Raw genomic sequence first — 25,454 nt, 5'->3', positions numbered from 1 at the left:
TCCCGCATGACTGCCGCCATTTCCCGCCGCAAGCGCCGCAAGCTCAAGTCCGAGATCAACGTCGTGCCGTACATCGACGTGATGCTGGTGCTGCTGATCATCTTCATGGTCACCGCGCCCTTGCTCAGCCTGAGCGTGGACGTGGACCTGCCCGATTCCACCGCGCGCTCGGTGGAGAGCAAGAAGGATCCGGTGATCGTCACCGTCGATGCCGAAGGCCGCTACACCCTGACCCTGCAGGACGGCAAGCCGGAGAAGATCGCCGCGCCGGAGCTGAAGGCGAAGATCCAGGCCTTCGTCGGCCAGAACAAGGACGTGCCGGTGTTCGTCGCCGCGCCCGGCACCTCGAACTACCAACTGGTCATGGACACCATGGTCATGCTGCAGCAGGCCGGGGTGCCCAAGGTCGGCTTGATGAGTCAGCCCGGAAACAATGCACGCTGAAGCCGAAAACCGACCGCCGCTGGCCAGGGGCGACAACGACGGCCTGATGTACGGCATCGCGCTGGCGGTGGGCGTGCACGTGCTGATCGCACTGCTGTTCTTCCTGGCCTGGTGGTGGTCGCCGGTGCGCCAGGTCGAACCCGCCGCCGGTTCGCCGATGGTCGAGGCCTCGCTGGTGGTCTCGGCCGCCGACGTGCGCTCGGCGCAGAAAGCGGTGAAGGACGCGCCCAAGCCCTTGCCCGAGCCGCTGCCCGAACCGGTCAAGGACGTCGCCGAAGAAGACACGGTGCCGCCGCCGCAGCCGCTGCCCACGCCCAAGCCGCAGCAGGCGCCGACCCCGCAGCAGCAGAAGGCGCAGGACTTCGTCCCGGTGCCGGACAAGGTCGACCAGGACCGCGCCACCCGCACCGCGATCTCCCAGGAAAAGGAGAAGCAGGAGCAGGAGGCCAAGCGCCGCCAGGAACAGATCGACCTGACCGAGCAGAAGCGCCAGCAGGAGGCCGAGCAGAAGCAGCGCCTGGCCGCGCAGCAGGAAGAGGAGCGGCAGAAGAAGATCGCCGACATCCGCAAGCAGCGCGAGAAGCTGGAGCGCGAGGCGCAACTGGCCCAGCAGAAGCTGCAGCAGATCGCCGACCTGAACGCCAAGAAGGCGTCGGCGGCCGCGGCCACCACGCCGCAGCAGGCGCCGGGCCAGAACGGCACCAACACCGACCTGCAGGCCAAGTACGCCGCGGCGATCCAGCAGGCGGTGCTGAGTCAGTGGGTGCGCCCGGACTCGGTGCCGCTGGGGCAGAAGTGCAAGATCTCGATCACCCAGATCCCAGGTGGCCAGGTCATGCAGGCCAAGGTCAGCCCCGACTGTCCCTACGACGAGGCCGGCCGCCGCTCGATCGAGGCCGCGGTGCTGCGTGCCCAGCCCTTGCCCTACCGTGGCTTCGAGACCGTGTTTGCGCGCAACCTGACCTTCAACTTCACCGCCCAGGACCAATGACCCCGGCGGCTGACGCCGCGTTGCGCGCGCCCCAGCCATCCACCCGACATGCGATGGGCGATAATGTGCTGCGTCCTGCCATCGGCTTCACATGGCGATGGTTCATGATTGCGAATACGTTCACCCGCGCATTGCTATCTCTTGCGCCTTTCCGATCCTGCTGAGCGACCCATGAAGAAACTGCCGCGCTGGCTTGCCGTTCTCACCGCCCTGTTGCTGCCTCTCGCCGCGTCCGCGCAGGACAAGGGCCTGGAAATCGACATCGTCGGCGGCAATGCCTCGGCGACCCCGATCACCGTCGTGCCGATGCCGTACCAGGGATCGGCGACCCCGCCGAGCACCGACGTCGCCGCGGTGGTTCGCGCCGACCTGGATCGCTCCGGCCAGTTCCGCAACCTGCCCGAATCGCAGATCGTGGAGCGCCCGACCCGCGGCAGCGAGGTGCAGTTCGCCACCTGGCGTGCGCTGAAGCAGAGCTATCTGGTGGTCGGCCGGGTGATGGATGCCGGCGAAGGCGCCTACCGGGTCGAGTACGAACTGTTCGACGTGGGCAAGGGCGAGCGCATGCTCGGCCTGGCGATGACCGCTCGCGCCAACGCCATGCGCGACGTCGCCCACCAGATGGCCGACGCCATCTACGAGAAGATCACCGGCGTGCGCGGCGCGTTCTGGACCCGCATCGCCTACGTCACCGCCAGCGGCAAGGGCGGGGCGATGCGTTATGCGCTGATGGTGGCCGACTCCGACGGCTACAACCCGCAGACCATCGTCCGCTCGGCCGAGCCGCTGCTGTCGCCGAACTGGAGCCCGGACGGCAAGAAGCTGGCCTACGTGAGCTTCGAGCGCGGCAACTCGTCGATCTACATCCAGGACATCGCTACCGGTGCGCGCCAGCTGGTGTCCAGCTTCCGCGGCATCAACGGCGCGCCGTCGTTCTCGCCGGACGGCAAGAAGCTGGCCCTGGCGCTGTCGCGCAGCGGCAACCCGGAGATCTACGTGATGGATCTGGGCAGCAAGCAGCTGACCCAGCTGACCAACCACTTCGGCATCGACACCGAGCCGACCTGGGCGCCGGACGGCAACAGCATCTACTTCACCTCCGACCGCAGCGGCCGCCCGCAGATCTACCAGGTGCCGGCCACCGGCGGCAGCGCCACCCGCATCACCTTCCAGGGCAACTACAACGCGACCCCGAGCGTGTCCTTCGACGGCAACAAGCTGGTCGTGGCCCAGGGCAGCGGCAACACCTACAAGATCGCGATGATGGACCGCAGCCTGGGTTCGCCGCGCTGGAGCACGCTGTCGACCGGCTCGCTGGACGAGTCGCCGAGCTTCGCCCCCAACGCCAGCATGGTGCTGTATGCGGCGCGTGAAGGCGGCCGTGGCGTGCTGTACGCGGTCTCGGCCGATGCCCGTGTGCGGCAGCGCCTGGTGCTCGCCGATGGCGACGTGCGCGAGCCGTCCTGGTCGCCGTATCGCACCGCACGTTGACATGTAAGTTTGGTGTTAATATTTCGCTGTTGAACCCCTCATCGGCCCAGGAGCCACAAGGTATCCCCATGAACAAGACCACCCGCGTTCTGCTTGTTTCGCTGTTGTCCGTTGCAGCTCTGGCCGGCTGCGCCAAGAAGGTCAAGGAACAGCCCCAGACCGACACCACCGGCACCACCGGTACCACCGCCCCGACCGGCCCGTCGACCTCCGGTCTGTACGGCCCGGGCGACCTGGACACCGATTCCTGCCTGCGTCAGCGCGTGGTCTACTTCGACCTGGACAAGGACACCGTGAAGCCGGAGTTCCAGGCGATCATGGCCTGCCACGCCAAGTACCTGCGTGACCGTCCGTCCTCGCGCATCACCCTGCAGGGCAACACCGACGAGCGCGGTTCGCGCGAGTACAACATGGGCCTGGGCGAGCGTCGTGCCAACGCCGTGTCCTCGGCGCTGCAGGCCAACGGTGGCTCGGCTGCGCAGCTGACCGTGGTCAGCTACGGCGAAGAGCGTCCGGTCTGCACCGAGTCGAACGAGTCCTGCTGGTCGCAGAACCGTCGCGTCGAGATCGTCTACACGGCGCAGTAAGAAAAGATGCGTATCGGTGTCCTTACATCGATGATCGTCGCGGCGGCCCTAGTGGCCGCCGCGCCGGCTCATGCGCAGCGCGCAAGCCTGGCCGACCGCGTTTCCGCGCTCGAGCAGCAGGCCATGAATACCCAGGCCAACACCGACATCCTGAACCAGCTCAACCAGCTGCGGACGCAGATGCAGTCGATGGAAGCCACGATCGAACAACTGCAGCACAGCAACGACCAGCTCAAGCAGCAGATCAAGGACCAGTACCTGGACCTGGATGGCCGCGTGGGCCGGCTGGAGAGTGGTGCAGGGGCAGGGGCGACGCCGTCGCTGCCGCCGGCCAGTGGCACCGCACCGGCTGTCGCGCCGGCCGCGCCCGCAGGCAAGCCGTCCGCCGTCGCCGAGCCGCCGCCGTCTGTGCACGGCGACGCCGGCACCCTGGCCGCCGCGGGTGACGAGCGGGCCGCCTACAATGTCGCCTTCGATGCCCTGAAGGCGGGCAAGTACGCCGACTCGGCGAACCTGTTCCAGAACTTCCTGCAGGCCTACCCGAACGGCGTGTATGCGCCGAACGCGCTGTACTGGCTGGGCGAGAGCTACTACGCCACCAAGAACTTCCAGTTGGCCGAGGCCCAGTTCCAGGACCTGATCGGCCGCTATCCGACCCACGACAAGGCGCCGGGCGCGCTGCTCAAGCTGGGCCTGTCCCAGTACGGCGAAGGCCGCGTCCAGGATGCCGAGCAGACCCTGCAGCAGGTCGGCGCGAAGTATCCTGGCTCCGATGCCGCGCGGACCGCGCAGGACCGCCTGCAGTCGATCCGTCTCGGCCAGCAGCTGCGCTGAGCCCCTAACGCTGCCGCCGCCGTCGCGGGAGCACTTTTCTCCCGCCATGGCCGCCGTTCCCAGCGATATCGTCCAAAGCCCGCTGCCCCGCCTGAAGCTGACGGAGATCTTCCTGTCGCTGCAGGGCGAAGCCGAGAGCGCCGGCTGGCCCACCGTGTTCGTGCGCCTGACCGGCTGCCCGCTGCGCTGCAGCTACTGCGACACCGCCTACGCCTTCCATGGCGGGCAGTGGTGGGACATCGACGCGATTCTTGAAGAAGTGGCGCGCCATGGCGTGCGCCACGTCTGCGTCACCGGCGGCGAACCGCTGGCGCAGAAGCGCTGCCTGCAGCTGCTGCAGCGCCTCTGCGACGCCGGCTACGACGTGTCGCTGGAGACCTCCGGCGCGCTGGACATCGCCGAAGTCGACCCGCGGGTGTCGCGGGTGCTCGACATCAAGACCCCGGCGTCGCAGGAAGCGCACCGCAACCGCTGGGAGAACCTGCCGCTGCTGACCGCGCGCGACCAGATCAAGTTCGTCCTGTGCGGCCGCGCCGACTACGAATGGGCGCGCGCCGTGGTCGCCGAACACCGACTGGACACGCGCTGCACCGTCTGGTTCTCGCCGAGCAAGAGCGAACTGACCGCACGCGACCTGGCCGACTGGATCGTCGCCGATCGCCTGCCGGTGCGGTTCCAGATGCAGTTGCACAAGCTGCTGTGGAACGACGAGCCGGGGCGGTAGCTGCGCGCTGGCGCGCAGCTAGGAATCGGGAATGGGGAAACGGGAATTGGAGAGCGCCGCGCGGTAGGCGTGGCTCTACCTGATCCGCTTTCGCTTCTCGAAGACCTTCGGTCTTCCAGGTCCAGCCTGACTGCTACGCTTTTCCCATTCCCGTTTCCCCATTCCCCACTCCCGGCACCCAGATGAAAAACGCCGTCGTCCTTCTCTCCGGTGGCATGGACTCCGCCGTCGTCGTCGCCATCGCCCGTGCGCAGGGTTTCGCGGTGCATGCCTTGAGCGTGCGCTACGGCCAGCGCCATACCTCCGAACTGGACGCCGCCGCGCGTGTTGCTTCGGCGCTCGGCGCGGTGGCGCACAAGACCGTCAACGTCGACCTGCGCAGCATCGGCGGCTCGGCGCTGACCGACGACATCGAGGTGCCGGACGCCGGTGGCGACGGCATCCCGGTCACCTATGTGCCGGCGCGCAACACCATCATGCTGTCGGTGGCGCTGGGCTGGGCCGAGGTGCTGGGCGCGGCCGACATCTTCTGCGGGGTCAACGCCGTGGACTATTCCGGCTATCCCGATTGCCGCCCCGAGTTCATCGACGCGTTCCAGACCCTGGCCAACCTGGCGACCAAGGCCGGGGTGGAGGGTGCCGGGCTGCGCGTGCATGCGCCGTTGCAGCACATGAGCAAGGCCGACATCGTGCGCGAAGGCGTGCGCCTGGGCGTGGACTTCGGCCTGACCGTGTCCTGCTACCGCGCCGACGACGCCGGCCGCGCCTGCGGCCACTGCGATGCCTGCCGCCTGCGCGCGGCCGGCTTCGCCGACGCCGGCGTCGCCGACCCGACCCGCTACGCCTGATTTCGCGAAACGCCCCATGCTGGGGTAGACTACGCGCCCCGGTGCAACGCCGGGGTCTTGTTTTGGGCCGTTAGCTCAGTCGGTAGAGCAGAAGACTTTTAATCTTTTGGTCGATGGTTCGAATCCATCACGGCCCACCACTCCGCTCAGCGGGTCACGCGTCGCCTTTGGCGGTTTTTTCGCCAGCTTCGGACATCACTCCTGAATTCAACGCGAGGTGCGCTGCTTCCTTGTCGGGATTGCGTGGTCGTCGGCTTGCTGCATTCACTTCCGCCATTGCGCGAAAGCTGCAAGCGTGGCCAGTCGCACTGGTTGGCAGCCACCGCATCCCGATCGCTCACCCCAAAGGCTGCAGGAGCAACGCGAGGCACAAGCCCAGCATGAACAGCGCGACCGCCGCATCCAGCAACCGCCACGCAGCGGGCTTGCGGAACACGGGCTGCAGCAGCCGCGCGCCGTAGCCCAGGCTGCCGAACCAGGTCGCGCTGGCCAGGCAGGCGCCGAGTGCGAAGGCCCAGCGCAGTTGTCCCGGGTAGCGCGTGGAGAGGCTGCCCAGCAGCACCATGGTGTCCAGGTAGACATGTGGATTGAGGAAGGTGAAGGCCAGGCAGGTCAGCAGGACGCGTTGCCAGCTCCGCTGATCCTCGCCGTGCGCCAGCAGGCCGCCAGTGCCGCGCCAGGCGCGTCGTGCCGCAAGTAGCGCGTAGGCGCCGAGGAAGGCCGCGCCGCCGAAGCGCAAGGCCTGCAGCACGCCGGGCCAGGCATCCACCACGGCACCGATGCCGGACACGCCGAGGACGATCAGCGCGATGTCGCTGGCGGCGCACACTACCACGACCAGGCCGACATGCCGACGCTGCAGTCCCTGGCGCAGCACAAAGGCGTTCTGCGCGCCGATGGCGACGATCAGACCGGCGCCGGCGACGAGGCCGGCCAACAGTGCGTGCAGCCCCATAGCGTTGAGGTTCTGGAACATGGGCGAGCATGCTGCACGCGTCGGTGTGATTAGCCAAACTCGTTTTTCTGTACGCTCTGAAGAATCTCTAATCCGCAAAACCGCCATGGATCTGCTCCACCCCCAGCTGTCCGCCTTCGCCGCCGTCCTGGAAGAAGGCAGCTTCGAGGCCGCCGCGCGCCGCCTGGCGCTGACGCCGTCGGCGGTCTCGCAGCGGATCAAGGCACTGGAAGACCGGCTTGGCCAGGTGCTGATCGTGCGCCAGGCTCCATGCCGGCCGACCCCCGCCGGGGAGCGCCTGCTGCGCAGCGTGCGGCCGATGCAGGTGCTGGAGGCCGAGGCGGTGGCCGACCTGTTGCCCGCGCCTGCGAGCAGTGCAGCGGCACGCAGCATCGCCATCGCCGTCAACGACGATTCGCTGCAGACCTGGTTCCTGGATGCGCTGGCGGCGCTGCACGACGCGCATGGCTACCTGTTCGATATCCAGGTGGACGACCAGGACCACACGCTGGAGCTGTTGCGCAGCGGCGCGGTGCTCGGTGCCGTCACCTCCGTTGGCAAGGCGTTGCAGGGCTGCAATGTGCTGTCGCTGGGCGCGATGCGCTACCGCGCGATCGCCTCGCCGGCGTTTTTCGCCCGCTACTTTGCCGACGGCCTGGATGCGGCGGCGCTGGCCCGCGCCCCGATGATCGTCTACAACCGCAAGGACGCGCTGCAAGAGCGTTTCGTGCGGCGCATCACCCGCGCGCGGTTGCACCCGCCGATCCACTACCTGCCGACCTCCATCGGCTTCGTCGAGGCGGCCGCGCGTGGACTGGGCTGGTGCCTGGCGCCGGAGCCGATGCTGGTGGCCGCGCTGCGGCAGCGGCAGATCGTGGTCGTCGATGCGCAGCGCTGGCTCGACGTGCCGCTGTACTGGCAGCATGTCGCGGTCCGTTCCAGGACGCTGCAGCACATCGCTCAGGCGCTGCGTGCCGCAGCGAAGGGCATGCACGCGTCAGCGCCGCTTGCCTGAGCGTCGCTCGCGGTGGGTCGCTTGCTCCGGCGCCGACCATCGTCCAGGGCGACCTCCTGCTTGTGACGGCAGCAGTGCATCGACGCCGAGTGCTGCTGGGGATCAGGTCGGGGTCGTTTCGCAGGTGACGCCGCTCGGCCTCATGCCGCCTCGCGCAGGAACGCAGCGCGGGCGTCTGTGTCCGCAGGGCGCATCAGGATCCCGGTCAAGGCGTCGGTGATGGGGGGACGAGCCGTCAGGGAGAAGGCAACGGCGGACGACGGCATCAGGCCTGCGCCGTGCTGAAGATCCCGGCCAGGCTCTCGCTCAGGATCAACTGCAGATGCATGCGGTTGAGCTCCACGCCGGTGGTCATCATCATGTGCAGGCCGCCGCACATCGCCGCGACCGCGTAGACGCGGGCCTGGAATTCGGCTTCGCTGCCGCTCCAGCCGTGGTCGCGCAGCATGCGCCGCAGCAGGTCGCCGAGGTTCTGCACCAGGGACACGTTGAGCCGACGCGCGTACTGCGCCAGTTCGGGGTCGCGTGCGGCGGCCAGGTCCATCTCCAGATCCAGGCGCCGCCGCCGCTGGTTGGCATCGGCCACCAGCCAGTCTTCCAATGCCCCGGCGATGAACGTGGTCGCGTCCTGGTGCGGCGGCGGTTGCAGCAGCCACATGGTGCGGATCGCACGCTCGTAGCCGCGTTCCATCAGCGCCTGGACCAGGCTGCGCTTGTCGTCGAACTGCCGACGTACCGCGCTGCAGGAAACCTCGGCGGTCCCGGCGATCAGTTCGAAGGTGGTGGCGCCGAGGCCGTTCTCGACGATGCAGCGCTCGGCCGCATCGAGGACGTCATCGTGCAGGCGCTGCTCGCGTTCGCGGGCGCTGTGCAGCCGGACTACGTTGGACATGGCGTGAGCTCGGGGGGAAGCGATGCCACATGAAGGGGAGGTATGCCGGGCGACCGGCCGCGACGCGCACGCGATGCGTGACGCCGCCGCGGACGGCATGCCGACAAAGGCAGCGCGATTGTAGACGCGATGCGTCGCGGTCGCGCGTGCGGCGGCAAGTCGGTCGATCCCGTAGCCACCACCGTGACGGGCGGCACTCTCGAGTGGGGGTGTCGATGCGCGCTTCGCGCGCGCAATGGACGCAGCGGGCATGACTGCATGACTGGGTGCTGGAGCGCGAGCGTGGGAGCGGGCGGTTTCAGTGGTGCCGGCACGACACGGCGCACCGCGGGATGCTGCGATTGCGGATGTGAACAGGGGGACACGCGCTGTCGGAAAGTTCCAGGCCGCGTGCGGACCAGCCTGGGAGTCCGGCGGGCACTACTGTCAACTTCGGGAAGTGCGCGGTAGGAGTGCCTTCAGCCGCGACGGGCGTTACCGGGAACGCTCCGTGGGGGGATGACGCAACGTACATCGGTTCGAGCGTGGCGAGAGCGGATCATTGGCGCTGCCCTCGTGTCGCCGTGCTTACCAGCCGAACGGCGGCGGGCCGTAGGCGCCGGGATAGTAGCCGCGGCCGAACACCGGGCCGTCGCCGCGGCCGACGCTGATGCTGATGCCCATTTGCCGCGGCTTGCCGTCATCGGTGTAGGAGGTCTTGCACAGGTTCAGATTGGCGGCTTGGTAGTTGCTGTTGCCGCCATGCGTTGAATAGCCGATGCCGGTGGCGACGCTGCCGTGCACGTCGCCGTTGCAGCGGTCGGCCTGCGCCTGCAGGGCCTCGGCGCGCGCCTGCGCTGCCGCCGCCTTCTGCGCCGAGGCCGAGGTGCCGCTGGTATCGCCGTAGTACGTGCCCGGCGGATCGGCCTTGGTGCCGGGATCGGCGTAGGTGATCGGTTGTTGCGGCACGCTCAGGTCGAGCTTGCGCTTGGCCGCCTCGCTGTCGCTGGTGGCATCGGCGGTCTGGGCCAGGGCCGGGCCGGCAAGCAGGGCGCAGGCGAGGAGAAGGAGGCTGCGGTTCATCGGGCATCCGCCAGAAGAGAGGGGCCCGGCGGAGCCTGTCAGACGCTCCGCCGTGACGCTGACGCTATCAATACCACGTTGAACCCGGCCTGTCGGCGCCGCGGGCCGCGCCGCGACGTGCCGATGCTGCAGGCGCCGGTGCCGCGCTTCAGTCCTGCCCGTGCACCACGTCGAGCAATTGCTGGCCGTAGCGGGCCAGCTTGCTGCCGCCGATGCCGCCGACCCGCGCCAGTTCGTCCAGGCTGCTCGGGCGCTGCTCGGCGATGTTGCGCAGGGTGCTGTCGTGGAAGATCACGAAGGCCGGCACGTTCTGTTCCTTGGCCAGGCCGGCGCGGAGGTCGCGCAGCGCGTTGAACAGGGGCAGGTCCTGCGCCTGCACCGGCACGCCGGTGCGCGGGCTGCCGCTGCGGTCGCCGCGTTCGCGGCCGCGGCTGGGCAGTTCGCGGCGCATCATGATCTTGCGTTCGCCCTTGAGCACCTGGCGGCTGGCGTCGGTGAGGCGCAGGCCGCCGTAGGCGTCGCTGTCCACTTCCAGCAGGCCGGTGGCGACCAGTTGCCGGAACACGCCGCGCCAGGCGCGCGCGTCCAGGTCCTTGCCGATGCCGTAGGTGCTGAGCTGGTCGTGGCCGAACTGCTTGATCTTCTCGCCCTCGTTGCCGCGCAGGATGTCGATCAGGTGGCCGACGCCGAAGCGCTGGCCGCTGCGGTACACGCAGCTCAGTGCTTTTTGCACCGCGACCGTGGCGTCCCAGGCGTCGGCCGGCTGCAGGCAGTTGTCGCAGTTGCCGCAGGGCTGCGGATAGGTCTCGCCGAAGCCGGCCAGCAGCACCTGGCGGCGGCATTGCATCGATTCGCAGTAGCCCAGCAACTGGTCGAGCTTGCGCCGTTCCACGCGCTTGCGTTCTTCGCCGGCCTCGCCCTGCTCGATCATCTGCTTGAGCAGCACCACGTCGCCCAGGCCGTAGCACAGCCAGGCCTCGGCGGCCTCGCCGTCGCGCCCGGCGCGGCCGGTCTCCTGGTAGTAGCCCTCCAGCGACTTGGGCAGGTCGGTGTGGGCGACGAAGCGCACGTCGGGCTTGTCGATGCCCATGCCGAAGGCGATGGTGGCGCACATCACGATGCCGTCCTCGCGCAGGAAGCGGCGCTGGTTGTCGGCGCGCACCTCGGCCGGCAAGCCGGCATGGTAGGGCAGGGCGTTCAGGCCCTCGCGGGCGAGGAAGTCGGCGGTCTCCTCGACCTTGCGCCGCGACATGCAGTAGACGATGCCGGCGCTGCCGCGGTGCGCGCGCAGGAAGTCCAGCAGCTGGCGCCGCGCATTGTCCTTCTGCACCACCGTGTAGCGGATGTTGGGGCGGTCGAAGGAGCTGACGAAATGGCGCGCCTGGGCCAGGTCCAGGCGCTCGGCGATCTCGCGCTGGGTCGGCGGGTCGGCGGTGGCGGTGAGGGCGATGCGCGGGGTCTGCGGCCAGCGCTCGTGCAGCACGGTGAGCTGGCGGTATTCGGGGCGGAAGTCGTGGCCCCATTGCGACACGCAGTGCGCCTCGTCGATGGCGAACAGGGCGATGCGGCTGCGCTCGATCAGCGACAGGAAGCGCGGGGTCAGCAGCCGTTCGGGAGCGACGTACAGCAGGTCCAGTTCGCCGGCCAGCAGGTCGCGCTCGACCCGCTGCGCGGTCTCGCCGTCCAGGGTGGAATTGAGGTATTCGGCACGCACGCCGAGCTGGCGCAGCGCCTCGACCTGGTCCTGCATCAGCGCGATCAGCGGCGAGATGACGATGCCGGTGCCGTCGCGCAGCAGCGAGGGAATCTGGTAGCACAGCGACTTGCCGCCGCCGGTGGGCATCAGCACCAGCGCGTCGTGGCCGGCGGCGACGTGTTCGACGATGTCCTGTTGCAGGCCGCGGAACTGGTCGTAGCCGAAGACGCGGCTGAGCAAGGCGTGGGCGGGGGAAGACATCTGTGTAGGATACCGCGCCGCGCAAGGGCGGTTGGCTTCCTGGTGTGCGCAAGCGCGTGTCAGGCGAACGCGCGCTGGTCTGTAGGTGGCGACTGTCTTGCGGTCGCGGCAGACGAAGCCTGCCGGGGCCGAGATGGAAAGGCGTCGGGACTGAAGTCCCTCCCACAGTGCACCCAGCCAACGTCTCGCTCCGCGCGAAGGCGCGCGCGGGCGGCGCGCCCTGCCTGCCAGGCAGGCAGGGCGGAATCCCTTACTGCAGCAGCGAGCGCAGCATCCAGGCGTACTTCTCGTGGGTCTGCAGGCGCTGGGTCAGCAGGTCCACCGACGGGTCGTCGCCGGCGTCGTCGGCGGTCTTGAGCACCTTGCGCGCGGTGCGGCACACCGCTTCGTTGCCGACCACCAGCTGGCGCACCATTTCGCGCCAGTCGGCGCTGTCGCTGAGGCCTTCCTCTTCCGGGATCGAGGTCAGCGCGGCGTATTCCTTGTAGGAGCCCGGGGCGTTGAAGCCCAGGGCGCGGATGCGCTCGGCGACGTCGTCCAGCGCCGCCCACTGCTCGGTGTACTGGGTCTCGAACATCAGGTGCAGCGAGTTGAACATCGACCCGGTCACGTTCCAGTGGAAGTTGTGGGTCTTCAGGTACAGGGTGAAGGCGTCGGCCATGTAGTGCGACAGGCCGTCGGCGATCTTCTTGCGATCGCCGCCGCCGATCCCGATATCGATGTTGGGCGCTGACGGCGCCAGGCCGGCCAGCGGCTGGCCGGCGACGGCCTTGCTGGCGGCGTTCTTGGTCTTGCCGGGGGTCTTGTTCTTGGCCATGGGAGTTCCTCTTTGGGGGTTACAGACGAGATGGCGTCACAATAGACAGACTAAAGCATGTGCTGTGATTCAACGTTCAATGGCATCCGATTGATGAACGCTATCGAAAAACCTTCCGTGCCGGCACGCCTGCGCGAACGCCGCGCCGCGATCGACGGCGCGCTGACCCGCGACCGTGGCCGCCTGCTGGGCCTATGGTCGCGCTGGCAGGCCGCGCCCGGCAATGCTGCGTTGGAGACGGCGTTCGAGCAGGCGCTGCAGGCGTCGCAGGCGCGTTGCGCCGCGCGCGCGGCGCAGCAGCCGGCGATCACCCTGGATCCGCAGCTGCCGATCGCGCGCGAGGCCGAGCGCATCGTCGCGCTGATCCGCGAGCACCAGGTGGTGGTGATCGCCGGCGAGACCGGTTCGGGCAAGACCACGCAGTTGCCGAAGCTTTGCCTGGCCGCCGGGCGCGGCGCCGCCGGCATGATCGGCTGCACCCAGCCGCGGCGCATCGCCGCGCGCGCGGTGGCCAGCCGCGTGGCCGAGGAGCTGCGCACGCCGGTGGGCGAGACGGTGGGCTTCCAGGTGCGCTTCAACGACCGCGTCGGCGAGCAGACCCGGATCAAGTTCATGACCGACGGCATCCTGCTGGCCGAGATCGCCAGCGACCGCTGGCTGTCCAGCTACGACACGATCATCGTCGACGAGGCGCACGAGCGCAGCCTCAACATCGATTTCCTGCTCGGTTACCTGAAGCAGCTGCTGCGCAAGCGACCGGACCTGAAGGTCATCGTGACCTCGGCGACGATCGACACCGCGCGCTTCGCCGCGCATTTCGACGATGCGCCGGTGATCAGCGTGGAGGGCCGCACCTATCCGGTGGAGGTGCGCTACAGGCCGCTGGAGGAGGCGGGCGGCGAGGAGGCCGACGCCGAGAGTGGCGACAACGCCGGCGACCGCACGGTCAACCAGGCGATCGTGGCGGCGATCGACGAAATCACCCGGCTGGATCCGCGCGGCGACGTGCTGGTGTTCCTGCCCGGCGAACGCGAGATCCGTGATGCGCACCATGCGCTGGAACGGCGCAAGTACCGCGAGACCGAGGTGCTGCCGCTGTACGCGCGGCTCTCCAACGCCGACCAGGACCGGGTGTTCAACCCTGGTCAGCGGCGGCGCCTGGTGCTCGCCACCAACGTCGCCGAAACCTCGCTGACGGTGCCGCGCATCCGCTACGTGGTCGATCCCGGCTATGCCCGGGTCAAGCGCTACAGCCCGCGGCAGAAGCTCGACCGCCTGCACATCGAGCCGATCTCGCAGGCCAGTGCCAACCAGCGCAAGGGCCGCTGCGGCCGCATCGCCGAGGGCATCTGCTACCGGCTGTACGCCGAGGCGGATTTTACGGCGCGCCCGGAGTTCACCGATCCGGAGATCCGCCGCTCCAGCCTGGCCGGGGTGATCCTGCGCATGTTGCAGCTGGGGCTGGGACGGATCGAGGATTTCCCGTTTCTGGAGCCGCCGGACGAGCGTGCGGTGGCCGATGGCTGGCAGCAGTTGGTGGAGCTGGGGGCGGTCGGCGAGCCGGACCGCCACGGCCTGCGCAAGCTCACCGAGATCGGCCGCAAGATGGCGCGGCTGCCGGTGGACGTGAAACTGGCGCGGATGCTGGTGGCGGCGCAGCAGCACGGCTGCCTGCGGCCGATGCTGGTGATCGCGGCGTTCCTGGGCATCCAGGATCCGCGCGAGCGCCCGCCGGAGGCGCGCGAGGCCGCCGACAACGCGCATGCCAAGTTCGCCGATGCGCGCTCGGAATTCGTCGGCATCCTGCGCCTGTGGGACGGCTACCGGCAGGCGCACGAGGACCTGACCCAGTCCAAGCTGCGCGACTGGTGCGGCCGGCATTTCCTCGGCTTCCTGCGCATGCGCGAGTGGCGCGAACTGCACCGCCAGCTGCATCTGCTGTGCGCGGAACTGGGCTGGACCGAGGAGCCAGCGGAGGCCTCCCTGCGGCCGCTGCTGGCCGGCGCTTCCGCGCCCGCGCCGGCGCGCGATGCCGAGACCGCGGCGCGTGCGACCCGCGGGCAGTTGCACCGCGCCGCGCGCCTGGCCCGCGAAGGCCGCGGCACCGGTACGCCGGCCACGCCCGCACCTGCGGCTCCGCCCCCGCCACCGGCGCCCGCCGAGGCAGGGGAGGCGCCGCGCGCCAGCGAACGCGAGCGTGCCGCCGCCTACCAGGCGCTGCACCGCGCCTTGCTGGCCGGGCTGCCGACCCAGGTCGGCCACCGCACCGAGAAGGGCGATTTCCTGGCGCCGCGGCAGCGCCGCTTCCTGTTGTTCCCCGGCTCGACGCTGTCGCGCAAGCCGCCGCCGTGGGTGCTGCCGGCGACGCTGCTGGACACCCAGAAGGTGTGGGGCCTGACCAATGCGGCGATCGAGCCGGATTGGGTGATCGCCGAATTGCCGCACCTCCTGGCGCGCAAGCATTTCGATCCGCACTGGTCGCGCGCGCAGGGGCAGGTGCTGGCCTCCGAGCAGATCAGCCTGTTCGGGCTGGTGCTGGCGCCGAAGAAGCCGGTGCACTACGGCCGCATCGATCCGCCCGGCGCGCACGAACTGTTCGTGCGCCAGGGCCTGGTGCCGGGCGAGATCAACACCCGCGCCAGCTTCGTCGCCGACAACCAGAAGGTGCTGGCGCAGGCGCACGAGGAGGAGGCCAAGCTGCGTCGCGCCGGCATCGTCGCCGACGAGGACTGGCAGGCGCGCTGGTATCTGGACCGGATTCCCGGCGAGATCCATTCCGCCTCCGGCCTGGACGCCTGGTGGAAGGCGCTGGCGCCGGAGCAGCGGCGCGCGCTGCACTGGTCGCTGGCCGACCTGTTGCCGGGCGAGGGCAGCGCCGCCGAGCGCTATCCCACGTACTTCCCGCTAGGCGATGCGCGGCTGCCGCTGCACTACCGCTTCGAACCCGGCGCGGCCGACGACGGCGTGACCCTGGAGGTGCCGGTGCACCTGCTCAACGCGCTGGACCCGGCGCGGCTGTCGTGGCTGGCGCCGGGCTTCGTCACCGACAAGGCGGCGGCGCTGATCCGCAGCCTGCCCAAGGCGCTGCGGCGCAACTACGTGCCGGCGCCGGACTTCGCGCGTGCGTTCTACGAGGCCTTCCCGCAGCCCAGCGCCGACGACATCCGTGGCGAGCTGGCGCGGTTCCTGCAGCGTGCCACCGGTGCGCCGCTGAGTGCGCTGGAGTTCGACGAGAGCACGCTGGAGCCGCATCTGCGCATGAACCTGCGCCTGCGCGACGAGGCCGGCAAGGTGCTGGCCGAGTCGCGCGACCTGGACGCGCTGCGCGCGCGCTTCGGCGAACGTGCCGGGCAGGCCTTCGCCGCGCGCGCCGGCCGCGCCATGGCCGCGACCGGATTGCGCGAGTTCCCGGCGACGCCGATCCCGCTGCAGGTGCCGGGTGAAGCCGGCGTGCCGGCGTATCCGGCACTGGTGGACGAGGGCGACAGCGCCGCCCTGCGCATCTTCGCCGACCGTGCGCAGGCCGAGGCGGCGCATCCGCGCGGCGTGCGTCGGCTGCTGGAGATCGCCCTGGCCGACAAGGTCAAGCAGGCGCGCAAGCAGTTGCCGGTCTCGCCCAAGACCGGGCTGTTGTACGCGGCGATCGAATCGCAGGAACGCCTGCGCGGCGACCTGGTGGAAGCGGCGTTGAATGCGCTGCTGGAACAGGGGCTGGAGGCGATCCGCGATGCGGACAGTTTTGCCCAGCGTCGCGATGCCGCGGCCAAGCAGCTGTTCGGCGAGGCGATGGAGCGGCTGAAACTGGCCGAGGCGATCATGGGCGCGGCCGCGGAACTGAAGCCGCAACTGGAATCGCCGCTGATGGGCTGGGCCAGCGGCAACCTCGACGACCTGCGCGCGCAACTGGCAGCCTTGCTGCATCCGGGCTTCCTGCGCGAGACCCCGGCCACGGCGCTGGCGCAGTTCCCGCGCTATCTGCGCGCGATGATCCTGCGCGCCGAGCGCGCCAAACGCGATCCGGCGCGCGACCAGGCGCGGATGCTGGAGTTGAAGCCGTTCGTCGACGCACTGGCCGACGCGGCCGCGGGCGGACGTGGCGACACACCGGAGTGGCAAGCGCTGCGCTGGGACCTGGAAGAACTGCGGGTGTCGCTGTTCGCCCAGGAACTGGGCGCCCGCGCCGGCATCTCGGCCAAGAAGCTGGCGCAGCGGGTGGCTCTGCTGCGGTGATTGGGGAGTGGGGATTCGGTGTGAGATTCCACCGCTGTTCCCGTACCACCCGCGTGACCAGCATTCTTGTGGGAGGGACTTCAGTCCCGACGCGTTCAGCGGCAGGCGTCGGGGCTGAAGCCCCTCCCACAACGGGGATGCGCCGCTTGGACGGTCAAGCGATCTGCTCTGCAACGGCGCGTGGTGTTGGTGCTACGCACCAACGCAGTCGCGTCTTGTTGTGTCGCAGGAGCGGCTTCAGCCGCGCCCATCGTGGCGTCATGCGTCGCGGCTGAAGCTGCTCCTGCGCGTACGCTCCAGGGCGATTGGAGGTGCCCTGCATTCCCGCTGCTCTGGCGTTCATGCGTCGCGGCTGAAGCCCCTCCGACAGCAGCCGCTCCTGCGACATGCGATCACGGCCCTCAACCTCTCAGGGGGCAGCAATCCTGCGAATCCCGAATCCCGAATCCCGAATCCCCAATCCCCGCCCCTCAATCATCCACCCGCTCGCCCATCAGCTCGCGCTGGCGCTTGTCCAGTTCCTCGGCGTAGCGCTTGCGCACGAAGCTTTCGCTGAGCACGCCCAGGACCTTGCCCTGGTCGTCGACAACCGCCAGCTCGTCGCTCTGGGTCAGGTCGAACTGGCGCATGGCGGTGACCACGTCGGTGTCGGCGGGCAGGGCCACGTCGCGGTTGCCGGCGTAGTCGACGATGGCCGCGTCGGCGTTGACGCCATCGGCGTAGGCGGCGGCCAGGGTGACCAGACCGGCGTAGTGACCGTTCTCGTCTTCCAGCACCACGCGGGTGCCCGAGCCGAGCGGGAAGCGGCGGCGGAACTCGGCCACGCTGGTGGTGGCGGCCAGCGGATGCACGTCCTTCTGCATCATCCGCCCGGCGCTGAGGTGCTTGACCCAGCCGACGTCGCGCGCGCTCTTGATGGTCTCGCCGCGCAGGTGCAGGCGCCAGGTGGAGAACGAGTAGCCGAAGATCTGGCGGACGATGGTGTTGGCGACCAGCACCGCCACCATCACTGCGCTGGCCAGCACGAAATCGTGGGTGCCTTCCAGCACCAGCATCGCCATCGTCATCGGCGCGCCGATCACCGCAGCGGCCATCGCCGCCATGCCGGCCAGCGACGCGGCGGTGCCGTCGACCAGGGCCATGCCGCTGCCGAGATTGAGCACGCCGGCGAACAGCCCGCCGACCAGCGACCCCATGAACAACGAGGCGAAGAACAGGCCGCCACGGAAGCCGAAGCCCAGCGAGATGGCCGAGCCCAGGCACTTGAGCAGCAGCAGGATGCCCAGCCAGCGCAGCGAGGTCGGGCTGGTCAGGTCCAGGTGCAGCGCGCCGTGTCCGGAGGACAGCACCTGCGGGGTGATCAATGCCAGCGGGATCAGCAGCAGGCCGCCGGCGACCGGGCGTGCCCAGCGCGGCAGCGGGCTGCGGTTGATCGCCTGTTCGATCGCGCCGATCAGGCGCATCACCGCCACCGCCAGCAGCGCGCAGAGCACGCCGAGCAGTGCGTACAGCACGTAGTCGCGCGCCTCCAGTGCCGAGGCCGCCGAGGCCGGCAGCAGGTACGGCTGCACCCCGGCCAGCTGCGACACGAACACCGCGCCCAGCGAGGCCACCGCCACCGGTGCCAGCGCCGACGGCGAGTACGCGCCGATCACGATCTCGAACGCATAGAACGCGCCGGCCAGCGGCGCGCCGAAGGCCGCCGCGATGGCCGCGCCGGCACCGGCGCCGACCAGGGTGCGGATGTCGGCGCGGCGCAGGCGCAGCACCCGGCCCAGGTGCGAGCCGCTGCCGGCGCCCATCTGCGTGTACGCCGCCTCCAGGCCGACCGAGGCACCGACGCCGTTGGAGAACAGGGTCTGCACCGAGACGATCAGGTTGTCGCGCATCGACATGCGCCCGCCGTACAGCGCGTTGGCTTCGACGGCGTCGACCAGTTGCCGCTTGCGCGCGCGTGCGGCCATGCCCAGCAGGCCGACCAGCAGCCCGCCCAGCGGCAGCACCAGCAACTGCTGCACGCTCAGTTCGGACATGGCGCTGAGCCGCTCGTCGGCCTCCAGGCCGTACAGCAGAGCCTGCACGCCGTGTGCCAGGCTGCTCTGCAACAGGGTCAGCAGGCCGGCGATCACGCCGACCAGCAGGGCCAGGGCGATGAACCAGACATCGCTTGCGCGCAGGCGCCGGCGCAGCGCGTCGGCGAGGCTGTGCGAGGCGTCGGCCAGTCCCGGCCGCGGACGCAGGTTCACGGCGCGCGATCCTATTTGACGCGACGGACCTTGGCGCGGGTGTTGTAGTTGTCGATCTGCATGTACCACACGCCCATGATGCCGGGGGTGATCTTCACCTTGGGCGCGGTGCGGTGCACGCTGGGCAGGCTCGCCGCCTCGGTCTGCTCCCATTCCTGACCGTTGGCCAGCACGTACTTGCGGCCTTTGGCGAAGCCGGAGAACTCGCCCACCAGGGTGCTCTCGATCGGCTCGGCGCTACCGAAGTCGAAGAAGCCGCGGTTCTTGGTGATCACCTCGCGGCGGCCCTCTTCCTTGGCCTTCTCCAGCGCCACTGCGGTTTCCTTGGCGACCTTGCCCTGCAGCCAGTCGTTCAGCGCAGCCAGCTCCTGCGGCGACAGCTTGTCCAGACCGGCCGCCTTGAACTCCTGCGGCGACATCTGCGTCTGCAGATCGCCGGAGACGGTGCGCTGGGCGAGCGCCGGGGCGGCGGACACGGCGAGCGCCGCGCACAGGACCAGGGGAGCGAGACGCGCAAGAGACATGGCGGGGATCCGGGAAGTGGGATGCGCCGTAGTGTAGTCGCAAGCGGTGACTGCGCACGGGATACCGGGCGCGCCGGGACCGTGTCGGCGCCCGGTTCAGTCCTCGGCGGCGGCGGGCGCGTCCGACCTGCGCGGCGGTCGCCGGTACACGAAGTCCGGCGCCGGCGCGGCGGCTTCGCGCTGCGCCAGCGCCTGCAGCGCCGCGTGCCCTGGGGCGCGTTCGCAGACCGGGTCCAGGGTCGCGGCATCGCCGCTCAGCGCCAGCGCCTGGCAGCGGCAGCCGCCCCAGTCGATCTCGCGTTTCGGACACTCCTGGCAGACCCGCGGCATCCAGGCGCTGCCGCGGAAGCGCACGAAGGCCTCGCCGTCTTCCCAGATCGCCGCCAGCGGGCGCGTGCGCAGGTTCTCGAAGCGCATGTCCGGCAGGGTTTCGGCGGCGTGGCAGGGCAGCACGTCGCCGCGTGGGGAGATGTTGACGAAGCGCTGCCCCCAGCCGCCCATGCAGGCCTTGGGCCGGTGCGCGTAGTAGTCGGGGGTGACGAAGTCGATGTGCAGGCGGTCCTGCAGGCGCAGCCGGGCGGCCTCCACCGCGGCCACGGTCGCATCGATCTGCGCGCGGCTGGGCATCAGCGCGGCGCGATTGCGCAGGCCCCAGCCGTAGTACTGGGTGTGCGCCACTTCCAGGCGTTCGGCACCGAGCTCCAGCGCCAGGTCGATCATCGCCGGCACGCGTTCGGCGTTGTGGCGGTGGATCACCGCGTTGATCGTCAGCGGCAGGTCGAGCGCGCGCACCGCCGCGGCGAAGGCGCGCTTCTTGGCCAGGCTGTCGCGGTAGCCGGCGATGCGGTCGGCGCCGGCGGCGTCGGCGTCCTGGACGCTCAGTTGCACGTGTTCCAACCCGGCCGCGGCCAGGTCCGCCAGCATCGGTGCGCCGCCGGCCACCCCGGAGGTGATCAGGTTGCTGTACAGGCCCAGCGCACGCGCATGCGCGACCAGATCGGGCAGGTCCTTGCGCAGCATCGGTTCGCCGCCGGAGAAGTGCGCCTGCAGCACCCCCATCGCCGCGGCCTGGTCCAGCGCCGAGCGCCAGCCGGCGGTATCCAGTTCCTCGCGCAGGCCGGCCAGTGCGATGGGGTTGGAGCAGTACGGGCAGGCCAGCGGGCAGCGATGGGTCAGCTCCAGCAGGATCGACAGCGGCGGCGGCACCGGGGCGTTCATGCGCGCAGCAGCCGCTTGGCGTGCAACTGCTGCGCCAGCTCGCGCACGTCGCGTTCGACCTCGGCCGGGTCGGCCTCGAATTCTGCGGCCAGTTCCGCGGCGATCGTCGCCAGGCTGCGGACGCCGTCGCAGCGCGAGACGATGGCGTGGGCGATGGCGTCCAGTTCGATCACCCGCTCCGGTGCCAGCAGCACCCATTGGTCGCGCGCACGGTCGTGCTGCAGGCGCACGCCGGCGGCGAGCCGCGGTTGGCTGCTGGCGTCCAGCGTGCTCATGCCGCGGCCTGCGCGGCGTCCGGCACGAACGCGTCCGGCCAGGCCACGCCCGGCTGCACGTAGGCGAAGTGCAGCGCATCCAGTTGCGACCACAGCACGCCGCACTTGAAGCGCAGCGCGTCCTGCACCAACTGCTGCTTCTCCACGGTGTCGGCATGGCGCTTGACGTAGTCCAGGGCGAAGTCCGAATCGCGTGGCGCTTCGTGCAGGCGATGCTCGAAATACGCCAGCGCCTCGCGCGAGACGAAGTCGTAGTGCTGCAGCATGCCGGCCACGCGGTGGCCAATGATGCCGGGGGCGAACAGTTCGGTCAGCGACGAGGCGATGGCTTCCAGCAGGCTCTTCTCCCGCACGAAGTGCAGGTAGGCCTGCACCGCGAAGCGGGTGCCGGGCAGCAGGCCGCGCCCGGACTGCACCAGGTCGCGATCCAGTCCCAGCGCGTCGGTCAGGTGCAGCCAACGGGCGATGCCGCCTTCGCCATCGGCGCTGCCGTCGTGGTCGACGATGCGCTGGCGCCAGATCCGGCGCAGCGCCGGGTCGTCCATCCGCGCCAGGATCGCCGCGTCCTTGAGCGGGATGCAGCGCTGGTACTCGTAGCGGTTCAGCGCCCAGGCCTGGACCTGGCCGCGGTTCAGGCGCCCGCTATGCAGCAGGGCGTGGAAAGGGTGCTGGTCGTGGTACAGCCGCGCGCCGATCCCGCGCAGCGCGGTTTCCAGTTGTTCCGGGCTCAGCAGTGCGCTCACGGGCTTGGTCTCGCAGGTGATGCGGGAAGGCGGGTCACAGTGCGATCTCCATGCCGTCGTGGGCCACGTCCCAGCCGTGCGCGGCGACGGTGGCGCGCTCGGCGGAGCCGGCGTCGAGGATGGGGTTGGTGGTGTTGATGTGGATGAAGACCTTGCGTGCCACGCCCAGGTCGGCGAAGGCATGCAGGGTGCCGGCCTCGCCGTCGATGCTCATGTGGCCCATGCGCTGGCCGGTCTTGGCGCTGACGCCCAACTGCACCAGTTCGTCGTCGCGCCACAGGGTGCCGTCGAAGAACACCAGTTCGGCGCCGCGCAGGCGCTCGCGCAGGGCGTCGGTCAGCGCCGCGCAGCCGGGAATGTAGTGCAGGCGGTGCGTCCCGTCGTCGATGGTCAGGCCCAGCGTCTCCTCGGCCGAGCCGGCCAGGTCGCCGCTGTGGCGGGATTCCATGAACAGCGGCACCTTGCCCGGCACCGCGAATGGTGTGACCTGCAGGCCGAGCAGCGACAGCGGTGTGTCCAGGGTGAACGGATGGCGGTGCACGTAAGCCGGGTGCAGCGCGTCGAACACCGGGTTCTGCGCCAGCAGGTCGAGCACGCGGCTACTCGCGTACAGGTCGAAGCGCTGGCTCTCGCGCATCGACAGCAGCCCGGCGATATGGTCGATCTCGCCGCTGGTCAGCAGCACCGCCTCGATCGGCGAATGGCGCTGGTCGCGCTGCGGCCATAGTGCGGGGGTGGCCAGCACCTGCTGGCGGAAATCGGGTGAGGCGTTGATCAGCAGCCAGCGCTGGCCATCGACGCTGACTGCGATGCTGGCCTGGGTACGGCGTTGGGCACCCGGGTGTTGCTGCCACGCGCGCTGGCTTGCAGGCGTGTGGCAGTTCCACTGCGGATGCCCTCCGCCTGCCGCCGATCCCAATACGATGAGGTGCATCCGGTCTCCGTTTTTAGCGCCTGGCCGGTCGCGCTTCGGTCGCGGGAAGGGAGGAGTGCGCGGGTCAGAGCTCGCCGGAGGCGTAGCAGTTGATTTCCGCGCCGACGCAGATTTCGCGGATCACAGGCTTGTTCCACTTCTTCATGTGCGTTCCTCTTCGAGTCGGTCTAGGGACGACGGCAGCGGCGCATGCAGACAGCAGCGGGTCACCGTCGCGTTCGAGCATAGGCGCGGGGATTGGGGCGGTTGTGAAATTCCGGTAAAACCGCTGCAAGTCGCAACCGGATCACAGTGACGCGGCGGTGCGTATCCGCGGGGCGCCCCCGCCGTGCGGCCGGCGCAATTGTGAGAACGCGCACAAGCGAGTTAGTGTAGGCGGCACCGTTTCGTCGACTGCGTCCGTCCTTGAACCACACCGTCCACTCCGGCCTGGAGGCGTTGCTGCAGCGCCCGTCGGCCGCGACCCTGGCGCCCGCCCTGCGCGCGGCGCTGCTGCAGGCCTGGCAGGCACAGGCCGAGCCGCTGCCGCGGCTGCCGTGGCCGGTGCTGGCCGACACCCTGGACGCGCTGGCGCTGCTGTCCGCCGACGAGGCCTCGCTGCTGGCGGCGTTGCTGTTCGACCTGCCGGCCTTGCGCGCACAGTTGCCGCAGCTGCCGGTGGCGCCACCGGCGCGGGCGCAGGCGGTGGCCGGCCTGCTGGAGGCGCAGGACGCCGCCGACCCGGTGTGGGCGCTGCATGCCGGGCGCGAGGCCGGGCGCAACAGCGAAGGCCTGCGCCGGCTGCTGCTTTCGATCGTGCAGGACCTGCGGGTGGTGCCGGTCCTGCTGGCGCGGCAACTGGCGCAGATGCGCGTGGCCGACAAGGCGCCGGAAGCGCAGCGCCGCGCGCTGGCGCAGCTGACCCGCGACATCCACGCGCCGCTGGCCAACCGCCTGGGCATCTGGCAGTTGAAGTGGGAGCTGGAGGACCTGGCGTTCCGGCACCTGGAACCGGACACCTACCGGCGCATCGCCCGCGAGGTCGACGAGAGCCGGGTGGCGCGCGAGCGCTATATCGAGGCGGTCAAGAAGATCCTGTCCAAGGCGCTGGCCGAGCAGGGCCTGCGCGCGGAGATCAGCGGGCGGCCCAAGCACATCTACAGCATCTGGCGGAAGATGCAGAAGAAGCGCCTGGCCTTCGACCAGCTGTACGACCTGCGCGCGGTGCGGGTGATGGTCGACGACGTCGCCGCCTGCTATGCGGCGCTCGGCGTGGTGCACGCGCTGTGGGCGCCGGTGCCCAGCGAGTTCGACGACTACATCGCCCGGCCCAAGGCCAACGACTACCGCTCGCTGCACACCGCCGTGGTCGGCCCGGAAGGGCGCACGATCGAAGTGCAGATCCGTACCCACGACATGCACGCGCAGGCCGAGCTGGGCGTGGCTGCGCACTGGAAGTACAAGGAAGGCGGCAAGGGCGCGGAGAAGGCCTTCGACCGCAAGATCACCTGGATGCGGCAGTTGCTGGAGCAGTCGCAGGACGGCGAGCAGGGCGGGCTGGCCGGGGCGCTGGACGCCGAACTGGTCGAGGACCGGGTCTATGCGCTGACCCCGATGGGCGAGGTGATCGACCTGCCGCAGGGCGCCACGCCGCTGGATTTCGCCTACCACGTGCACACCATGGTCGGGCACCGCTGCCGCGGCGCCAAGGTCAACAACCGCATCGTGCCGCTGACCCACAAGCTGCGCAGCGGTGACCGTGTCGAGATCCTCACCGGCAAGGAGGCCGAGCCGCGCCGCGACTGGCTGTTGCCGGCCAACGGCTACCTGGCCAGCGGGCGTTCGCGCGACAAGGTGCGCGCCTGGTTCCACAAGCTGGACCGCGCGCGCAACGTGCAGGCCGGCAAGGAGCTGCTGGAGCGTGAGCTCAAGCGCCTGGGGCTGCAGCACGCCGACCTGTTGCCGGCGGCGAAGAAGTTCCATGCCGACGGCGTGGAGGAACTGTACATCCAGGTGGCGCTGGGCGACGTCGGCCCCAGCCAGGTCGGGCGCGCCCTGCACGAGGCCGAGCGCGCCGCGGCGCAGCCGGCCGCGCCGGCCATGCCACGGCCCACCGCCCGCCGCACCGGCCTGGGCAAGTCCAAGTTCACCGTGCAGGGCGTCGGCAATCTGCTGGTGCAACTGGCACGCTGCTGCCAGCCGGTGGCCGGCGAGCCGATCGCCGGCTACCTGACCCGCACCCGCGGCGTCACCGTGCACCGCAGCGACTGCGCCGCGTTCGCGCGGCTGGCCGCCAGCCATCCGCAGCGGGTGCTGCCGGTGGAGTGGGGCCAGGCCGGCGGTGGCTACGAGGTCGACGTGCTGGTGCGCGCGGTGGACCGGCGCTGGCTGCTCAAGGACATCACCAACCTGATCGCCCAGGAAGAGGCGCACGTGCTGGAGATCAACAGCGAGAACGTGCGCGACAGCGGCCTGGCGCAACTGCGGCTGCGGCTGAAGGTCGGCGACTACGGGCAGCTGTCCACCTTGCTCGGCAAGCTCGACGCGCTGCCGGGCGTGCACGAGGCGCGGCGGCTGGGCTGAGGGGCGGCGGCATGCCGGCCGGGAGGCCTGCCAGCGGATGGGCCACCTACCGTGCGCGCGGCCGGCGCGACGCACAGCTGTTCGTCATCGGGGCAACGCTAAGCT

22 protein-coding genes and 1 tRNA gene are annotated in these 25,454 nt (G+C 69.8%); 11 read left to right on the top strand and 12 right to left on the bottom strand.

Translation table 11 applies throughout. The features are described 5' to 3' along the window. Nucleotides 1-6 precede the first annotated feature (6 nt). From tolR to CEK66_RS03950, 8 genes are all read left to right on the top strand, one after another. Complete coding sequence (tolR, locus tag CEK66_RS03985) at nucleotides 7-444, top strand: protein TolR (protein WP_017907449.1); 438 nt, start codon at nucleotides 7-9, stop codon at nucleotides 442-444. A gap of 46 nt (nucleotides 445-490) precedes the next feature. Next, complete coding sequence (tolA, locus tag CEK66_RS03980) at nucleotides 491-1,435, top strand: cell envelope integrity protein TolA (RefSeq protein ID WP_173003373.1); 945 nt, start codon at nucleotides 491-493, stop codon at nucleotides 1,433-1,435. Nucleotides 1,436-1,606: 171 nt separating this feature from the next. Further along, entirely contained in the window at nucleotides 1,607-2,926 is a 1,320-nt protein-coding gene (gene tolB, locus CEK66_RS03975; protein ID WP_010344310.1) for a Tol-Pal system beta propeller repeat protein TolB, read from the top strand. A 68-nt stretch (nucleotides 2,927-2,994) separates the two neighbouring features. After that, nucleotides 2,995-3,513 carry a peptidoglycan-associated lipoprotein Pal gene (pal, locus tag CEK66_RS03970; protein WP_010344309.1) on the top strand — a complete coding sequence of 173 codons (519 nt, stop codon included), beginning with the start codon at nucleotides 2,995-2,997 and terminating at the stop codon, nucleotides 3,511-3,513. A gap of 6 nt (nucleotides 3,514-3,519) precedes the next feature. Beyond that, nucleotides 3,520-4,347, top strand: coding sequence for a tol-pal system protein YbgF (gene ybgF / locus CEK66_RS03965; protein ID WP_043091802.1), 828 nt, complete (start codon nucleotides 3,520-3,522; stop codon nucleotides 4,345-4,347). A gap of 46 nt (nucleotides 4,348-4,393) precedes the next feature. Continuing rightward, complete coding sequence (gene queE / locus CEK66_RS03960) at nucleotides 4,394-5,071, top strand: 7-carboxy-7-deazaguanine synthase QueE (protein WP_043091803.1); 678 nt, start codon at nucleotides 4,394-4,396, stop codon at nucleotides 5,069-5,071. A 182-nt stretch (nucleotides 5,072-5,253) separates the two neighbouring features. After that, nucleotides 5,254-5,919 (top strand): 7-cyano-7-deazaguanine synthase QueC, encoded by a 666-nt coding sequence (gene queC / locus CEK66_RS03955; protein WP_026143259.1) that lies wholly within the window; start codon nucleotides 5,254-5,256, stop codon nucleotides 5,917-5,919. A gap of 64 nt (nucleotides 5,920-5,983) precedes the next feature. Beyond that, nucleotides 5,984-6,059, top strand: a tRNA-Lys gene (locus CEK66_RS03950). Nucleotides 6,060-6,256: 197 nt separating this feature from the next. Here CEK66_RS03950 and CEK66_RS03945 read toward each other — a convergent pair. Continuing rightward, nucleotides 6,257-6,874 carry a LysE/ArgO family amino acid transporter gene (locus CEK66_RS03945; RefSeq protein WP_152236040.1) on the bottom strand — a complete coding sequence of 206 codons (618 nt, stop codon included), beginning with the start codon at nucleotides 6,872-6,874 and terminating at the stop codon, nucleotides 6,257-6,259. A gap of 106 nt (nucleotides 6,875-6,980) precedes the next feature. Between CEK66_RS03945 and CEK66_RS03940 the strand changes: the two genes are divergently transcribed. Beyond that, nucleotides 6,981-7,889, top strand: coding sequence for a LysR family transcriptional regulator ArgP (locus CEK66_RS03940; RefSeq protein WP_152236018.1), 909 nt, complete (start codon nucleotides 6,981-6,983; stop codon nucleotides 7,887-7,889). Between the two features lie 265 nt (nucleotides 7,890-8,154). On the opposite strand, the gene CEK66_RS03935 is transcribed toward CEK66_RS03940, so the two are convergent. From CEK66_RS03935 to CEK66_RS03920, 4 genes are all read right to left on the bottom strand, one after another. Then, nucleotides 8,155-8,781: a TetR/AcrR family transcriptional regulator gene (locus tag CEK66_RS03935; RefSeq protein ID WP_017912596.1), complete on the bottom strand. Its 627-nt coding sequence runs from the start codon at nucleotides 8,779-8,781 to the stop codon at nucleotides 8,155-8,157. A 567-nt stretch (nucleotides 8,782-9,348) separates the two neighbouring features. Then, on the bottom strand, nucleotides 9,349-9,843 hold the full coding sequence (locus tag CEK66_RS03930; RefSeq protein ID WP_017908753.1) for a hypothetical protein: 495 nt from the start codon (nucleotides 9,841-9,843) through the stop codon (nucleotides 9,349-9,351). 148 nt (nucleotides 9,844-9,991) lie between these two features. Continuing rightward, entirely contained in the window at nucleotides 9,992-11,800 is a 1,809-nt protein-coding gene (gene recQ / locus CEK66_RS03925) for a DNA helicase RecQ (protein ID WP_152180778.1), read from the bottom strand. A gap of 250 nt (nucleotides 11,801-12,050) precedes the next feature. Next, complete coding sequence (locus tag CEK66_RS03920) at nucleotides 12,051-12,617, bottom strand: Dps family protein (protein ID WP_010344296.1); 567 nt, start codon at nucleotides 12,615-12,617, stop codon at nucleotides 12,051-12,053. A gap of 93 nt (nucleotides 12,618-12,710) precedes the next feature. Between CEK66_RS03920 and hrpA the strand changes: the two genes are divergently transcribed. Then, nucleotides 12,711-16,847: an ATP-dependent RNA helicase HrpA gene (hrpA, locus tag CEK66_RS03915; RefSeq protein WP_152236017.1), complete on the top strand. Its 4,137-nt coding sequence runs from the start codon at nucleotides 12,711-12,713 to the stop codon at nucleotides 16,845-16,847. A 470-nt stretch (nucleotides 16,848-17,317) separates the two neighbouring features. Here the strand turns inward: hrpA and CEK66_RS03910 are convergent, their stop codons facing one another. The 7 genes from CEK66_RS03910 to pqqA form a co-directional block, all read right to left on the bottom strand. Beyond that, nucleotides 17,318-19,093, bottom strand: a complete 1,776-nt coding sequence (locus CEK66_RS03910) for a chloride channel protein (protein WP_152236016.1) — start codon at nucleotides 19,091-19,093, stop codon at nucleotides 17,318-17,320. 11 nt (nucleotides 19,094-19,104) lie between these two features. Then, on the bottom strand, nucleotides 19,105-19,617 hold the full coding sequence (locus tag CEK66_RS03905; RefSeq protein ID WP_152236015.1) for a hypothetical protein: 513 nt from the start codon (nucleotides 19,615-19,617) through the stop codon (nucleotides 19,105-19,107). A gap of 96 nt (nucleotides 19,618-19,713) precedes the next feature. Then, nucleotides 19,714-20,835: a pyrroloquinoline quinone biosynthesis protein PqqE gene (gene pqqE, locus CEK66_RS03900; RefSeq protein ID WP_152236014.1), complete on the bottom strand. Its 1,122-nt coding sequence runs from the start codon at nucleotides 20,833-20,835 to the stop codon at nucleotides 19,714-19,716. Next, complete coding sequence (gene pqqD, locus CEK66_RS03895; RefSeq protein ID WP_148829440.1) at nucleotides 20,832-21,110, bottom strand: pyrroloquinoline quinone biosynthesis peptide chaperone PqqD; 279 nt, start codon at nucleotides 21,108-21,110, stop codon at nucleotides 20,832-20,834. Before pqqD ends, pqqE begins: the two co-directional genes overlap by 4 nt. Beyond that, nucleotides 21,107-21,853 carry a pyrroloquinoline-quinone synthase PqqC gene (gene pqqC, locus CEK66_RS03890; protein ID WP_152236013.1) on the bottom strand — a complete coding sequence of 249 codons (747 nt, stop codon included), beginning with the start codon at nucleotides 21,851-21,853 and terminating at the stop codon, nucleotides 21,107-21,109. Before pqqC ends, pqqD begins: the two co-directional genes overlap by 4 nt. Nucleotides 21,854-21,887: 34 nt before the next feature. Then, complete coding sequence (gene pqqB, locus CEK66_RS03885; protein WP_152236012.1) at nucleotides 21,888-22,787, bottom strand: pyrroloquinoline quinone biosynthesis protein PqqB; 900 nt, start codon at nucleotides 22,785-22,787, stop codon at nucleotides 21,888-21,890. A 64-nt stretch (nucleotides 22,788-22,851) separates the two neighbouring features. Then, on the bottom strand, nucleotides 22,852-23,013 hold the full coding sequence (gene pqqA / locus CEK66_RS20315) for a pyrroloquinoline quinone precursor peptide PqqA (protein ID WP_193312570.1): 162 nt from the start codon (nucleotides 23,011-23,013) through the stop codon (nucleotides 22,852-22,854). A gap of 179 nt (nucleotides 23,014-23,192) precedes the next feature. On the opposite strand from pqqA, the gene CEK66_RS03875 reads away from it, so the two are divergent. Continuing rightward, a complete protein-coding gene (locus tag CEK66_RS03875; RefSeq protein ID WP_193312569.1) occupies nucleotides 23,193-25,349 on the top strand; it encodes a bifunctional (p)ppGpp synthetase/guanosine-3',5'-bis(diphosphate) 3'-pyrophosphohydrolase in 2,157 nt (718 codons plus the stop codon). Nucleotides 25,350-25,454: the final 105 nt, after the last annotated feature.

Source organism: Xanthomonas sp. LMG 12460, assembly GCF_009192895.1.
Classification (GTDB): Bacteria; Pseudomonadota; Gammaproteobacteria; order Xanthomonadales; family Xanthomonadaceae; genus Xanthomonas_A; species Xanthomonas_A sontii.
This window is presented reverse-complemented; position numbering and strand designations above follow the sequence as displayed.